15 protein-coding genes are annotated in these 13204 nt (G+C 57.8%); 8 read left to right on the top strand and 7 right to left on the bottom strand.

Annotated elements, in window-relative coordinates; all coding sequences use genetic code 11:
- Positions 1–62 precede the first annotated feature (62 nt).
- On the top strand, positions 63–1523 hold the full coding sequence (cls, locus tag ABD997_RS04195) for a cardiolipin synthase (RefSeq protein WP_345315761.1): 1461 nt from the start codon (positions 63–65) through the stop codon (positions 1521–1523).
- Positions 1524–1618: 95 nt separating this feature from the next.
- Here the strand turns inward: cls and ABD997_RS04200 are convergent, their stop codons facing one another.
- The 3 genes from ABD997_RS04200 to ABD997_RS04210 form a co-directional block, all read right to left on the bottom strand.
- Positions 1619–1966 carry a zinc ribbon domain-containing protein YjdM gene (locus ABD997_RS04200; RefSeq protein WP_345315762.1) on the bottom strand — a complete coding sequence of 116 codons (348 nt, stop codon included), beginning with the start codon at positions 1964–1966 and terminating at the stop codon, positions 1619–1621.
- A 194-nt stretch (positions 1967–2160) separates the two neighbouring features.
- Positions 2161–3267 carry a M20/M25/M40 family metallo-hydrolase gene (locus tag ABD997_RS04205; RefSeq protein WP_345315763.1) on the bottom strand — a complete coding sequence of 369 codons (1107 nt, stop codon included), beginning with the start codon at positions 3265–3267 and terminating at the stop codon, positions 2161–2163.
- A 143-nt stretch (positions 3268–3410) separates the two neighbouring features.
- The gene (locus ABD997_RS04210) at positions 3411–4151 is read right to left on the bottom strand and encodes a GTP pyrophosphokinase (protein ID WP_345315764.1); all 741 of its coding nucleotides are present in this window, start codon (positions 4149–4151) and stop codon (positions 3411–3413) included.
- Positions 4152–4409: 258 nt separating this feature from the next.
- On the opposite strand from ABD997_RS04210, the gene ABD997_RS04215 reads away from it, so the two are divergent.
- Positions 4410–4895, top strand: coding sequence for an Mpo1 family 2-hydroxy fatty acid dioxygenase (locus tag ABD997_RS04215; protein ID WP_345315765.1), 486 nt, complete (start codon positions 4410–4412; stop codon positions 4893–4895).
- Positions 4896–5068: 173 nt separating this feature from the next.
- Positions 5069–6211 (top strand): iron-containing alcohol dehydrogenase, encoded by a 1143-nt coding sequence (locus tag ABD997_RS04220; protein WP_345315766.1) that lies wholly within the window; start codon positions 5069–5071, stop codon positions 6209–6211.
- A 124-nt stretch (positions 6212–6335) separates the two neighbouring features.
- On the opposite strand, the gene ABD997_RS04225 is transcribed toward ABD997_RS04220, so the two are convergent.
- Positions 6336–6602 carry a hypothetical protein gene (locus ABD997_RS04225; protein ID WP_345315767.1) on the bottom strand — a complete coding sequence of 89 codons (267 nt, stop codon included), beginning with the start codon at positions 6600–6602 and terminating at the stop codon, positions 6336–6338.
- A gap of 221 nt (positions 6603–6823) precedes the next feature.
- Complete coding sequence (locus ABD997_RS04230) at positions 6824–7750, bottom strand: LysR family transcriptional regulator (protein WP_345315768.1); 927 nt, start codon at positions 7748–7750, stop codon at positions 6824–6826.
- Between the two features lie 210 nt (positions 7751–7960).
- Between ABD997_RS04230 and nfsB the strand changes: the two genes are divergently transcribed.
- A complete protein-coding gene (gene nfsB, locus ABD997_RS04235; RefSeq protein ID WP_345315769.1) occupies positions 7961–8614 on the top strand; it encodes an oxygen-insensitive NAD(P)H nitroreductase in 654 nt (217 codons plus the stop codon).
- A 93-nt stretch (positions 8615–8707) separates the two neighbouring features.
- On the opposite strand, the gene ABD997_RS04240 is transcribed toward nfsB, so the two are convergent.
- A complete protein-coding gene (locus tag ABD997_RS04240; protein WP_345315770.1) occupies positions 8708–8947 on the bottom strand; it encodes a GlsB/YeaQ/YmgE family stress response membrane protein in 240 nt (79 codons plus the stop codon).
- A gap of 78 nt (positions 8948–9025) precedes the next feature.
- Positions 9026–9877, bottom strand: coding sequence for a hypothetical protein (locus ABD997_RS04245; RefSeq protein WP_345315771.1), 852 nt, complete (start codon positions 9875–9877; stop codon positions 9026–9028).
- A 255-nt stretch (positions 9878–10132) separates the two neighbouring features.
- Here ABD997_RS04245 and ABD997_RS04250 point away from each other — a divergent pair, with 255 nt between their 5' ends.
- From ABD997_RS04250 to hisG, 4 genes are all read left to right on the top strand, one after another.
- Positions 10133–10414 (top strand): HU family DNA-binding protein, encoded by a 282-nt coding sequence (locus ABD997_RS04250; RefSeq protein ID WP_345315772.1) that lies wholly within the window; start codon positions 10133–10135, stop codon positions 10412–10414.
- 352 nt (positions 10415–10766) lie between these two features.
- A complete protein-coding gene (locus ABD997_RS04255) occupies positions 10767–11510 on the top strand; it encodes an AAA family ATPase (RefSeq protein ID WP_345315773.1) in 744 nt (247 codons plus the stop codon).
- Positions 11470–11826 carry a hypothetical protein gene (locus ABD997_RS04260; RefSeq protein WP_345315774.1) on the top strand — a complete coding sequence of 119 codons (357 nt, stop codon included), beginning with the start codon at positions 11470–11472 and terminating at the stop codon, positions 11824–11826. The genes ABD997_RS04255 and ABD997_RS04260 overlap by 41 nt, the downstream gene beginning before the upstream one ends.
- Before the next feature lie 465 nt (positions 11827–12291).
- Positions 12292–13188, top strand: a complete 897-nt coding sequence (gene hisG / locus ABD997_RS04265) for an ATP phosphoribosyltransferase (protein ID WP_345315775.1) — start codon at positions 12292–12294, stop codon at positions 13186–13188.
- The last annotated feature ends 16 nt before the right edge of the window (positions 13189–13204 follow it).

A 13204-nucleotide genomic window follows, 5' to 3' on the forward strand; every position in this document is an offset into this window, starting at 1 on the left:
CCCTTGTCGCCATCCCTTTGATGACTTTAAATTACTGCGCTTTTACCTAACATTTGGATGGCATGGATAAGGTTTATCAACTCATGGGCTGGCTTAGCGTCGGCGCCTACTGGCTACTGGTTGCTGCGGTCTCCCTGAGGGTCGTGCTTAAGCGCCGTACCGTGGGTGTTTCCGCGGCCTGGTTGATGGTGATCTATATCCTGCCGCTTTTCGGAGTCGGCCTCTACCTGCTGATCGGGGAGCGCAACATCGGCCGGGCGCGCCAGCGCCGGTCCGCCGAGATGGCAGACGCGTACCGTCAATGGTTTGGTCAGCTGGAACAGAGCCTTCACCATCATCAACATCACCTAGGACGACATGCCCACCCGCTTCACCATCTCTGTTTCCAGCAGATGGGGATCCCCGCCACCCTCGGCAATAACCCCACCCTGATGCAGGACCCGAAAACCATCTTCGAGAGCCTGTTGCGGGACATCGAAGGTGCGCGCCACACCATTCAGATGGAGTTCTACATCTGGCACCCCGGCGGCCACGCGGACGAGGTCGCCCAGGCCCTTATCGACGCCGCCCAGCGGGGCGTGGAGGTGAAGCTTCTTCTGGATGCCGCCGGCAGCCGGGACTTTTTCAAGAGCCACTGGCCGCGCCAGCTAAAAGAGGCCGGCGTCGCCCTGATCGCGGCGTTGGAGGTAAGCCCGCTCCGGATGTTCCTGCGGCGGATGGACCTGCGTCAGCATCGAAAGATCATCGTACTGGATCACGAAATTGCCTACAGCGGCTCCATGAACCTGGTGGATCCCCGCTTCTTCAAGCAGAAAGCGGGCGTCGGCCAATGGGTCGATGTGATGGTGCGCCTCACCGGCCCGGCGGTGACCGCCCTTGCGGCCATCCACGCCTGGGACTGGGAACTGGAGGGCGGAGAGCGTGCCCTACCGGAACTGCCAAGTGGGGAAACCGCGCCGGATCCCAGCCACATCAGCGATGCGCTGCAGGTGATCCCCTCCGGGCCGACCCAGCCAGAGCGGGTGATCCAAAAGGTGCTGCTGCTCGGGATCTACCATGCTCGTCGACAGATCACCCTCTGCTCGCCCTACTTTGTTCCCAGCGAGCACCTGCTGGAAGCCCTGATCACGGCAGCCGAGAGTGGGATCCGGGTCGAGTTGATCGTTCCGGATAAAAACGACTCCATGATGGTGGATTGGGCCAGCCGCTCCTACTTCACCGAGCTGCTCAGGGCAGGGGTGAAGATCTACCGTTTCCAGGGTGGGCTGCTTCACACCAAAGCGGTCCTGATCGACGACGACCACTGTCTTATCGGCAGCGTTAACCTGGATATGCGCAGCCTGCATCTGAACGATGAGATCACCCTGGCGCTGGATGATCCGACGTTTTGTGCCGAGTTGCAGACCCTGATGGGCCACTACAAGGGCGACTCCTATGCCCTGGATCTGACGATCTGGCGCCAACGGTCGCTGCGTAAAAAACTCACCGAGCAGTTTTTCTACCTCTTTGCGCCGCTGCTGTGAGCCATTTTCACCCTTTCCAGTAGTCACAAAACCGGTGTGGAAACAAAAAGGGCACCCTTGGGTGCCCTCTGCGGTTCCAGTGCGGTTAAGCCCGCTCAGTCTGCCTTTTTCACAAACTGGGATTTGAGCCCCATGGGCCCGAAACCGGGCACCTTGGCATCGATATCATGATCGCCATCCACCAGGCGGATATTTTTCACCTTGGTGCCTACTTTAACGACGGAGTTGGTGCCCTTGATCTTCAGATCTTTGGCCACGGTCACCGTATCCCCATCCTGCAGCAGGTTACCCACCGCATCGCGGACCACTTTCACATCCTCATCCTCGGCATCCGCCGCGGCATCTTTGGACCACTCATGGGCACACTCAGGACAGATCAGCATGGTGCCGTCTTCGTAGGTGTATTCGGAGTTGCACTTGGGGCAGTTCGGTAAGCCACTCATGTTTTAACCTTTTACTATCTGGGTCAGCCCCGCAACGGCGGAGCGAACGGGCGCGGCATAATGCCAGCTAGTTGCAAGTATTGTCCATTCTTCCCGTGACAACCGGTTGGCGCAGGCCGCGGGGTTGCCAGAGGCATTGCGACGCAGCACCTTCCCACCACTGACGGATACGCCGATGGGGAAGATGCCTTGGCTCAACGGCTCAGGTAAGCGTGGAGAAATTCGGTGATCTGGGTCAGATCCGAGACAGTGATAAACTCATCGCAGGTATGCACTTTCGCCATCCCGGTGGAAAGGTTCACGGTCTTGAGTCCCTTGCTGTTGAAGATGTTGGCATCAGAGCCACCACCAGTGGAGGCAGTTTTGCCCTCGATGCCGATCCCGGCGAACGCCTCCTTGATACCACACACCAGCGGGTCCTGATCGTCGATGGCGTAGGCATCGTAGGAGCGCGTCGATTCGATGACGACCTTGGCACCATGACGTGCAGCAGCGCGCTCAAAGGTCTCCACCATGTGTGCAACCTGGGCAGCCAGTTTTTCGTCGTCCAGGGAGCGCACCTCCGCTTTCAACGAGAGGCTCGGCATCACGATGTTGGTGGCCAGACCGCCCTCGACCACGCCGATGTTGGCGGTGGTTTCCCCATCGATCCGTGACAGCTTCATGGTGGAGATCGCCTCCGCCGCCACGGTAAGGGCGTTGATCCCCTCCTCCGGTGCCAGCCCCGCATGTGCCGGTTTACCAGTGAATTCGACCTCAAGGCCCTGTTGGCCCGGTGCCCGGGTAATGATGGTACCGATGGCACCACCGGAGTCCAGTACGATCGCCTCGGTGGCCTCGATGCTACCCATCTCAAACAGGCGAGAGCCGTGCAATCCCCCCTCCTCATGCACCGTGAAAGCCAGTTCAATCGTGGGGTGGGCCATGCCCTGCTCCTGCAGCGTCCGTACCGCTTCCATGATCGCCGCGATACCGGATTTGTCATCTCCACCGAGAATGGTGTTGCCGGCGGAACGGATCACGCCATCCTCGATCACCGGCTCGATCTCGTTGCCCGGTGCGACGGTGTCCATGTGACAGCTGAGCAACACCGCGCCCGGCTTGGTACCGGGCAGCTTGGCGTAGAGGTTATGGCCGTTGGAGATCGCCTCGGGGACCGGCTGCTTGGCCACCCGAAAGCCCAGCGCCCCAAGCTGCTCCGCCAGAGTTTCGCTGATCGCCTTTTCGTTGCAGGACTCGCTGTTGATTTTCACCAGATCGATAAAGTGCTGGATCAGGCGTTGTTGATTGATCGTGGACATAATTCACTTCACCATCGCCAAAATGGGGCGATAACATGGCGCCATTGCGCACTTAGAACAGTGCATTCCACCTTAGAGGATGGGGTGTGATCGCCGCAAATAAGCGAGCTCAAACTGAGATCTTGCGCAGGCTTGCATCGATATCACCCCTTCGAGGGCGATCCGGTGTCGGATAACCGGGTACTCTCATGGCCATGCTCCGGTGCCGTTGCCAACCTCTGGTAGGCGTTTCGGATCTGCATCAAGGCCCCATCCTCCTCGGCCAACCGGGCGGCAATCTCGGCCAGCACCTGCTCATAAGCCTGCTGCTCCAACCCCTGGCCCTTGGCCTTGTAGTGAAACTCGTGGGTGATATCCCCCCAGGCGTCCTGAAGTTTGCTGCGCACCTGGATCTCGGCAGGGATCTCCGCAGCAACGATCTTCGCCGCCGCCTCGTCCCCCTGGACACAATCGTAGCTAACGTGAGCAGTAAGATGGATAGCCCGGTAACCGGAGGCTTTGGGATGGCGAATGTAGTCCTCCACCTCACGCTCAAACCTCAAATGCTTCGAAGAGGAGATCAGCGCTAGCATTCCGTTGCAATCATCCACAAACCAGCACACCACCCGAGCTCCGATGATGTCCGCGAGCACGTCGGTGGGGGACTCAAAGCGGGGCCAGCCCTTTCGGGCCAGCTTACTGAGCACGCTCGTAAGGGGCTTTACCCGCGTGAGGACCCATACCGCTTCCGGTGGCAGGCGGTGACGGCGACAGTAGGCTCGGGCCAGCTGGTCAAGTCGGATCTGAAGCAGTGCCCGCACCTGCTCAAGCGACTCCCCCTGATGCTGGTAAAACTGCATCACGGCAGCACGGGTCCAGGCCACCGCCTGCTCTGTTGACGACACGGCATTCTCCTTATCCGATGACGGCTCTCTCCGTGGGAGTATGCGCCATACCGGGGCAAAGGGCCTCTTCCGCGCATCGTTGAGCCCCCGGCCCAGAGGATATTCCGTTGAAGCGCCGTCCTACCGCGCCGGTCGCGCCTCGTGATTATAAAAACCCTGACCAGAGGGCTGGTGACCTAACCCTCTCGCTGGATGGATTATTGGACAACGCTGAAGTAAGGTGTGATCCAGATCTCATCTGGCCGGCAAGGAGCCCTCATGATGCAACGAAATATAGACCAGTGGCTGGATGCCTACGGCGTCAGCCACCGGCATCCTATCAACAAACTGATCCACTGGATCTGCGTCCCGGTGATCGTCTGGACAGTACTGGCGCTGCTCTGGGGAGTGTCGCTGCCGGGGCTGCCTCTGCTCAACCTGGCTACGGGGCTGATCCTCATCGCCCTGCTGTTCTACTGGTACCTGTCGCCCAAGTTGGCATTGGGCATGGTGGTGTATACCGGCATCAACGTCGGTCTTATCCTCTGGCACCAACAAGCCCTGGATCTGCCCCTCTGGCAAAGCGCCCTGGTGCTGTTCGTGATCGCCTGGATTGGCCAATTCATCGGTCATCTGCTGGAGGGCGCCAAACCCAGCTTCTTCGAAGATGTGCAGTTTCTGCTGATCGGCCCCATCTGGCTGTTGAGCTTTCTCTACCGTAAGGCCGGCATCGACTATCGCCCCGGGCAACCCTCGCCCCATTGATTGAATGCCGCCGCCCGTCGGTTAGCCGACGGGCGGCGACCTCTATAAGCATTGCGTATATCCCGCTCCATCACCTCAGCCCTTGACTCGGGGTGGCATTCAAGGACGGTGCGCCGCACAATATCCCCGACCCATCTCGCAGGCCGCGTTGGCGGCATGGCCAAGGAGTATTCATGCAGTTCAGCTTTCATAACCCCACCCGTATCCATTTCGGGCAAAACCAGATCGCGCAGATCACCCGAGAGATCCCCAGTTCCGCCAAGGTGCTGGTGCTTTATGGTGGTGGCTCCATCAAACAAAATGGCGTCTACGATCAGGTCACTCAGGCCCTGTCTCGGCATAAATGGGGGGAGTTCGCCGGTATTGAACCCAACCCCTCGGTGGAAACCCTGGATCGGGCGGTCGCCATGGTTCGGGAGCAGGGGTTTGACTACCTGTTAGCGGTAGGTGGCGGGTCAGTGATCGATGGCACCAAATATGTCGCTGCCGCTGCCCGCTACGAGGGCTACGGCTGGGATATCTTGGAGGGGAAGCACCGCGTTCGCGAGGCTCTGCCCCTGGGCGCGATCCTGACCCTGCCGGCAACGGGCTCGGAGTCCAATGCGGCGTCGGTGATCACCCGAACCGCCACCCATGAGAAGCGCTCCTTCTATGCGCCGGCAGTACACCCGAAATTTGCCGTACTGGACCCCTCTGTGATGCGTACCCTACCAGAGCGTCAGTTGAAAAACGGCATCGTCGACGCCTTTGTACACGTCTGCGAACAGTACCTGTCCCATAACGACCAGGCCCTGGTTCAGGACGGTTACGCCGAAGTGCTGCTGCGTAACCTTAAGCAGTTAGCGGAGCAGTACGATCAACACGAGACCCCTCAGTGGCGGGAAAACCTGATGTGGACCGCCAACCAGGCGCTGTCCGGACTGATCGGTGCCGGCGTCCCCCACGACTGGGCAACCCATGGCATCGGCCACGAACTGACCGCCCAATTCAACCTGGATCATGCCCAGACGCTGGCGGTCGTTCTGCCGGCCCTTCTGCGCGAGCTACAGCCGCAAAAAGAGAGCAAGCTGCGCCAGATGGGGAAAAATGTCTTTGGTTTGAGTGGTGAGGCCCTGGCCGAGCGTACCATCGAGGCCATCGAAGCCCTGTTCCAGTCCCTTGGCGTCAAGACCCGGCTGTCAGAGTACGCCATCAACCGCAACGACATTGTGACCCAGGTGGTGCCGGCCCTGGCGGATCATGGCACCCTGCCCATGGGTGAACAGCGCAACGTGGATCTGGCCTGCTGTGAAGCGATCCTTTTGCGGGCGGTATAACCCCGGCGCTGGCAAACCCGTTTTCGCCCGATAAAAGAAAAAGGATGCGGCTAAGGCCGCATCCTTTTTCACTGGCATCACTCTCGCTCAATCAGAGAACGAATACCGGGATCTCGAGGGGCCCTTAACCGAGCATGGACTCATAGGCCCATAACAAACCCGCCACAACAAGAAGGAGCGCTGCCCCTTTGAGCCAGCGTCCCCGGCGCCGCTCATACTCATGTTTCAGCCAGATGAAGGGCGCCCCATGGTGATAGCCCCTGGCGTTGGACTCCCGCATCGCTTTCCAGATAAGGCCCGATCGAATGCGTCGGATCTCCTCCCTGTCGCGGGTACCCAGCCTCCGGTAAACCTCTTGCGTCTGCTTACTCAGCGCATCCCACTGCGACATATCACATCCTTGTGTTGTCTTGACCTAAGTTGCCCCTCTGTCGCTCACCCCGTGCCTGCACAACAAAGTCGCGCACGAGCAAAACCCCACAGAGAAAGATACAACCTAATGTAACTAAAAGAAAAACTGATGAAAAGTATTAGCAAGACTATGCCCTGATGCGTCCCTGCGAGCCCCAACCAAACTGCCAACAGGGGCCGCGCATATTCCCAGCCCCACCATCACAGCGCCATAAACTGCGTCAGCTGCGACGCCACCTTCTGCTGCAAAAAGAGCTTCAAAGCCTGTATGGACGGGCTGAGTTGAGCCCGGCTGGCACACAACAAGCTCAGTGGAACCGGTTCGCCGCGCCAGGCGGGACAGAGCCGCACCAGCCTCCCCTGGGCCAGGTCTTCGCCGATATCCAGCAGCGACTTGAAGGCGACCCCCCTCCCAGCCAGGGCCCAGCGGTGAACCACATCCCCATCGTTAGCCGCCCGGTTTCCCGATACCTGGACAACCACACTCTGGCTTGTGGCCGCCTGTCCGGACACAAGCCGCCAGCTCTGGTGCAGTCGGTCACCCAGGGCAAAGCAGAGACAGTTGTGGCCAACCAGGTCCCTCGGCGTGCTTGGCGGCGGGTGCTGACGCAAGTAGGACGGCGAAGCGCAGAGAACCCGAAAGTTCTCCTGGCTGATAGGGAGGCACACCAGGCTGGAGTCCTCGGGTTTGCCATAGCGCAACACCAGGTCCAATGGCTGCCGATAGAGATCAGCCAGGCTGTCAGAAAGGTGGAGACGAACCGAGAGACTGGGGTGGTGCTGCATAAACTCATCCAGCCAGTCCACCAGCCAGCGTCGTCCCAGATCCGAAGGCGCCGACAGGTTAATCTGGCCAGATAAGTGCAACTCATCCTCCCGCAGTGAGGCGCTTCCCTCGTCCAGCAGGTCCAGCGCCGGCTGGCAACTCTCCAGAAAACGCTCTCCAGCCCGCGTCAGACGGAGTTGCCGGGTTGAGCGCACAAAAAGCGGCTGGCCCAACTCCCCTTCGAGGCGTTTCATCGCGGCACTGGCCACCGCGGGACTCAGCGCCAATGCCCGCGCTGCTGCGGACAGGCTACCGAGCCGGGCCGTCTCGACAAATATTCGAAGATCCTGCAGTGCCTTCATTTTTAATTATTGATTGAAAGTGTTTCGCTCTGGCGTGGGTTTTTCAATGATAACGACAAGCCTAAACTGGCGCCATCCTGGAGAGGCGGCTGACTTGCCGACGGTCGGCTAAAATCAGCGCCCTTGCTCCAGTCCAGTGTCAGTAAACCCGAGCCGAATTCCCGACGGCGACCCCGCGCCGTTTGTGCCTTAACAAGCAGGACAGAATCCATGAACCTCATCGACGTTGCCCACTATCGCTACTCCACCAAGCAGTTTGATCCTAACAAGCGGATCCCGGAAGAGCAGTTCGAGCAGATCAAAGCGCTGCTGAGACTGAGCCCCTCAAGCGTGAACTCTCAGCCCTGGCACTTTGTGATCGCCAACACCCCGCAAGGGCGAGAGCGATTGAGTAAAGGCACCCAAGGGCCCTATGCCTTCAACGAAGCCAAGGTAAAGGACGCCTCGCATGTAATTTTGTTCTGTGCCAAAACCGGCATCGACAATCACTACCTGACCCACTTGCTGGAGGTGGAGGAGAAGGATGGCCGTTTTGCCGAGCCGCAATTTCGGCAAACGGTCAACCAGGGCAGAACTCTATTCGTCAACATGCACCGTTTTGACCTTAAGGATGCACAACACTGGATGGAGAAGCAGGTCTATCTCAACATGGGCACCATCCTGCTGGGTGCCGGGGCACTGGGTATTGATGCCGTGCCGATCGAGGGGTTGGACCCCAAAGCCCTGAACCAAGAGTTTGGTCTTATTGAGCAAGGCTATACCGCCGTCGCCATGGTGGCCCTGGGCTATCGCAGTGGCTCTGACTTTAATGCCGCACTGCCCAAGTCCCGTTTACCCGTCGAGGAACTTTTTACCCTGCTCTGAGCTGCGCTGCGCTGCGTTGCCAGTAAGAGAGGTAGCAAAATGGAAAAGGCGAGCGGTGACCGCTCGCCTTTTTTTCATCAGGATCCTCGCCTCTCAAGATTTCAGCTTGCCGATCACGAAGAGCAGGATCACCGCCCCGACCGTGGCGGTGACGATCGATCCCGCCATGGTGCTGCTGTGAAGCCCCAACAGCTTGAAGGTAAAGCCGCCAATAACCGATCCCACCACACCGATGACCATGTTACCGAGCAGACCGAAGCCACGGCCCTGTGCCAACTTCCCCGCCAACCAGCCGGCAATGGCACCGATCACTAAAAAGGCAAGCAACGACATAACAACCTCGCGAACATCTGAACCCTCTCAATCAACTCCAGCCTGATCTTAAACGGGGCGATAAACGCCCCATCCTGTCTAGAACCGCCGTCCCAGAGAGAGGAACCACGAATCCCGCTCACCAAAGCCGCCCTCGAGGATCACTTCCCACTTCTTGTCGTAGACGTACATTGCGCCCACCACGGTGTTCCAGGGATCGGAGAGATGTTGGGTCACTTCGAAACGCCCATCTGGGGTGATCTGGTTAATGGTTTCACCGAGCCCGAGGCTGGCGATGCGCCCCTTAAACACCTGGTCCACATCCTGATACATCGCCCCGACCCAAAGACGGTATTCGTTTATCCCCAGGGGCCAGCGGTAACCGACTCTTGGGGTGGCGGTGAAAGCGTCGATCTTACCATCGAGGATATTAAGACTAGTGGCCGTGAAGTTGACGTCGACCAGGCCAAACCAGTTATCGCCCCCCCCCGCCAGGGTAGTACCGAGACCGTAGCTGGGGCCGGAAAACTCAAGATTAAAATTGGTACTGAACGGCGCCGGAGAGATGGGACCCAAGTTCACCTGAACATCCACCGGAGCAACGCTGTCGCCGTCGGTGTACCCCACCACCGCATAGATGTTCCAGAAAGGGAGGACCCACATGTCCCCCCTGAGGGTGTAGGTGGTCGAGGTCTGCTGAGCTAAGTTAGCGTCGATGGTCACCAACTGCTCTAACGGCAAAACTGGATCGGTCAGAATGATCTCATCGATAATCAGTGGCTGATCCATATCAAACACACTTATCGTCAAGCCAAAGGGCAGAGGCAGATCGTACCCGCGCTCGTAGGCTTCTTTTCCCCAGATGGGAAAGGTCCGGTCGTACTCCGCCGCCTGAGCTGCCGGCACCATTATGGCACACCCCAATACCGCCCCAATCACCTGCTTCATCATTGACGCCCCCTTGCGCTTAACAAGCTATTAACATAGTTCCGTTTGTTTCAAACAGCACACTTTCCAACGCTTTATCCTTGAGTTTGCGTTCGCATCATCCAACTGGCCATTTGTCCGCCATTTTCCAGACAATTTCTGCCTGACAGAGACGGTATGGCACACTAATCGTCTGTTTCCTGGGCGCTTACCGGCAGAGATCTCGATTTATGTCCACCCGCGGTGTATAAAAGCGCTTTTTCCCGGGAGCCCAACAAGATGACACGCAAAGAGCTAATCAGGCGGATCACCGACGAGGGGCAACTGACGCCGGAACAGGCCAAAGTGTTCCTGGACCGTTTGGTCACAACCATCACGCAAGCGCTGCACGAGGGCGAGCGGGTCTACCTGCCGAAGTTCGGCATCTTCGAGATCCGCCATCACCTGCCACGAACCGGTCGCAATCCAGTGACCGGAGAACCGGTGAGCATTCCACTTCGGACAGTGCCGAGCTTTCGACCTGCCGAGGCACTGAAAAAGCAGATCCATTCACCGCACTGAGGCAAGCTGACGAACGCCATCACCGGCATTGAAGGTGATCGGCCCCCCGCTGTGCCGACCACCACAAGTCCCCCTACGCCGGTATCACCCTGCCGTTCCCGTCATTGTGCTTAGGCAACCCCAAGACCAAGGTCACTTGCTATTTCGTCACTAACCGCGGCTGCTCTAAATCCCCCTTCGCCAACTTTACGTCGGCGCCATCATTTTGACTTTTTCTTTATTTTATAATTACTTACGTGATTCTTATGCGATTTCAGTCTTAAAATCGCGATGATCAATTTGTTAAGCGCCCGTATACTTTCAACTCGTAGATTCACCCTAAGCACGTTGACCACGTATAAGGAAAGCGCAGATGATTATTCTCATTGGAGGAGAAAAAGGCGGCAGTGGTAAAAGCTGCCTAGCACAGAACCTCGCCGTCTACCTAGCCACTGAGTGCCAGCTCTCGGTCATGTTGGTGGATTGCGATCCCCAACGCACCACCTCGAACTGGATACAGGCCCGCAATGACAACCCTTCGTTGAAGAAAATCAATTGCGTACAGATGTTTGGTAAAATCCGGGATGACCTGATTAGCCTCGGCAACCATTACGAAGCCGTGGTTATTGACTGTGGTGGCCAAGATACCGTTGCGCTGCGCGCATCCCTGTCCGTGGCTGACTTTGCCCTGCTACCTCTGCGGCCCAAGCGTCGCGATCTCCAGACGGTTCCCCATGTTGATGACCTGCTGAACAACGGCATGATGTTCAACCCCAATCTGGATGCCGCTTTTGTACTGACCCAGTGTCCCAGCCTCCCCAACCAGGCTAACCGCATCCTGGAAGCCAAAGAGGTCTGCCAGACCTGGGGACACCGTGTTCTGGATGCCTTTACCTATCAACGCAATATCTACGACGACTCCGAGGAATCCGGCAGCTCGGTGATGGAGTTCGAGCCCAAGGGCAAGGCGGCCCACGAACTACGCCAGATTTTCAACCAGCTGCTTAAACAGGAAAACCAGCGTGCCATCGAAGTAACCTACGCCCAAAGCGCCGCCCAACTGGAGAGAGAACAGTATGTCCTTAGCCGATCTGCGCCGACAACCTACGGCCACTAAGAAGCCACCACTCTCCCTGGATGACTTCCTTGAGGGTGCCCATAGATACGCGTACGGCATGGAGGATCGACCAAGCGCTGTAAAAAGCCCGAATCATCAAGCTGAAATGTATCTGGAAGCTCGATTCTGCGACGAGGCTAAGCCGTTACATCAAACCCACGTCATGCTGAGCGAAAAGACTCGGGAAATTCTGACCAAGGCCGCCGATGCCACCGGTCACTCCCGCTCTCGGTTGATACGTATTCTGGTCAATCTGTTTGACCACCTGCCCCATGCAGAGCAAGAAAGAATTCTGCGCCGCTTCCTGGTTCGCTAGCGCAACCACTTTGGCTTAGGGGAGCCTGTTAGGGGGAGATACTTGTATCTCCCCTTTTTTTGTTCCTATATTGCGGTTTCGGACACTGATGATCATAACCCCAAACGACCCGCACCCTGTTACGTCCCTATATCGGTTTCTACTTGAGATATAAGTGGAAAATGTAAATGCGATAACACCATAACTTTTCGGCGTTGCGCGCTAAATCACTGACAAATGACTGTTGCAATGCCCACCGCCCTGTATTAGCGTTAATAACAACTCAGTTATAAATCGTGTATTTGGACTCAAGAGAATGAACCAGGGCTGCCACTTTCGACATCACCATTGCCACATGACGCGGTAGCCCATGCGCGTACGCTGGTGGCTGCCGTTCAGGCGCCGCCAGTGGTCGAAGTTCTAGAACTTGCAAACCCCTGGCCCTAGCGCCAGGGGTTTTTCATTTCAACACAGGGATCACATCGCATGACCACTCAACGACTTCGAATCGCCATTCAAAAATCCGGCCGACTCGCCACCGAAACCCAGGCGCTTCTCAAAGCCTGCGGCATGAGGCTCAATCTCAGGGAGCAGCGGCTTATCAGCCATGTTGAAAACATGCCCGTTGACATTCTTCGTGTCCGGGATGATGACATCCCCGGCCTGGTGATGGACGGAGTGGTGGATTTGGGGTTTGTCGGCGAGAACGTGCTGGAGGAGGAGCGACTCGAGCGGCAGAGCAAAGGTCAGAGCGCCGATTTCCTGACCCTGAAGCGACTCGACTTCGGCGGCTGCCGCCTCTCCCTGGCCGTGCCGGAAGAGTTTGATTACGCAGCCCCCGACTCGCTAGAGGGATGCCGCCTTGCCACCTCCTATCCCTACCTACTGAACCGCTTCATGAAAGAGAAGGGGGTCAATATCAGCAGCGCCATGCTCAAGGGATCCGTTGAGGTGGCGCCCAGAGCGGGACTGGCCGATGCCATCTGTGACCTGGTCAGTACCGGTGCCACCTTGGAAGCCAATGGTCTGAAGGAGGTGGAGGTGATCTTCCAATCCATGGCAACCCTCATCCAGGGGCACCGTCCCCTCGACGCCCCCCTGCAACGCCTTATCGATAAGCTGCAGCTTCGGATCAATGGGGTGATCCAGGCCAAAGAGTCCAAGTACATCATGCTGCATGCTCCGAAAGAGCAAGTCGAGGCGATCATCGATCTGCTTCCCGGCGCCGAACGCCCCACCCTGCTTCCCCTGGCAGAGGACAATAGCCGGGTCGCCCTGCACTCCGTCTCCAGTGAAACCCTGTTCTGGGACACCATGGAACAGCTCAAAGCCCTGGGAGCCAGCTCCATCCTGGTTCTGCCCATTGAGAAGATGCTGCGCTAAAAGGAGAGACCCGTAT

This window comes from Ferrimonas gelatinilytica (assembly GCF_039544205.1).
Taxonomy (GTDB): Bacteria; Pseudomonadota; Gammaproteobacteria; order Enterobacterales; family Shewanellaceae; genus Ferrimonas; species Ferrimonas gelatinilytica.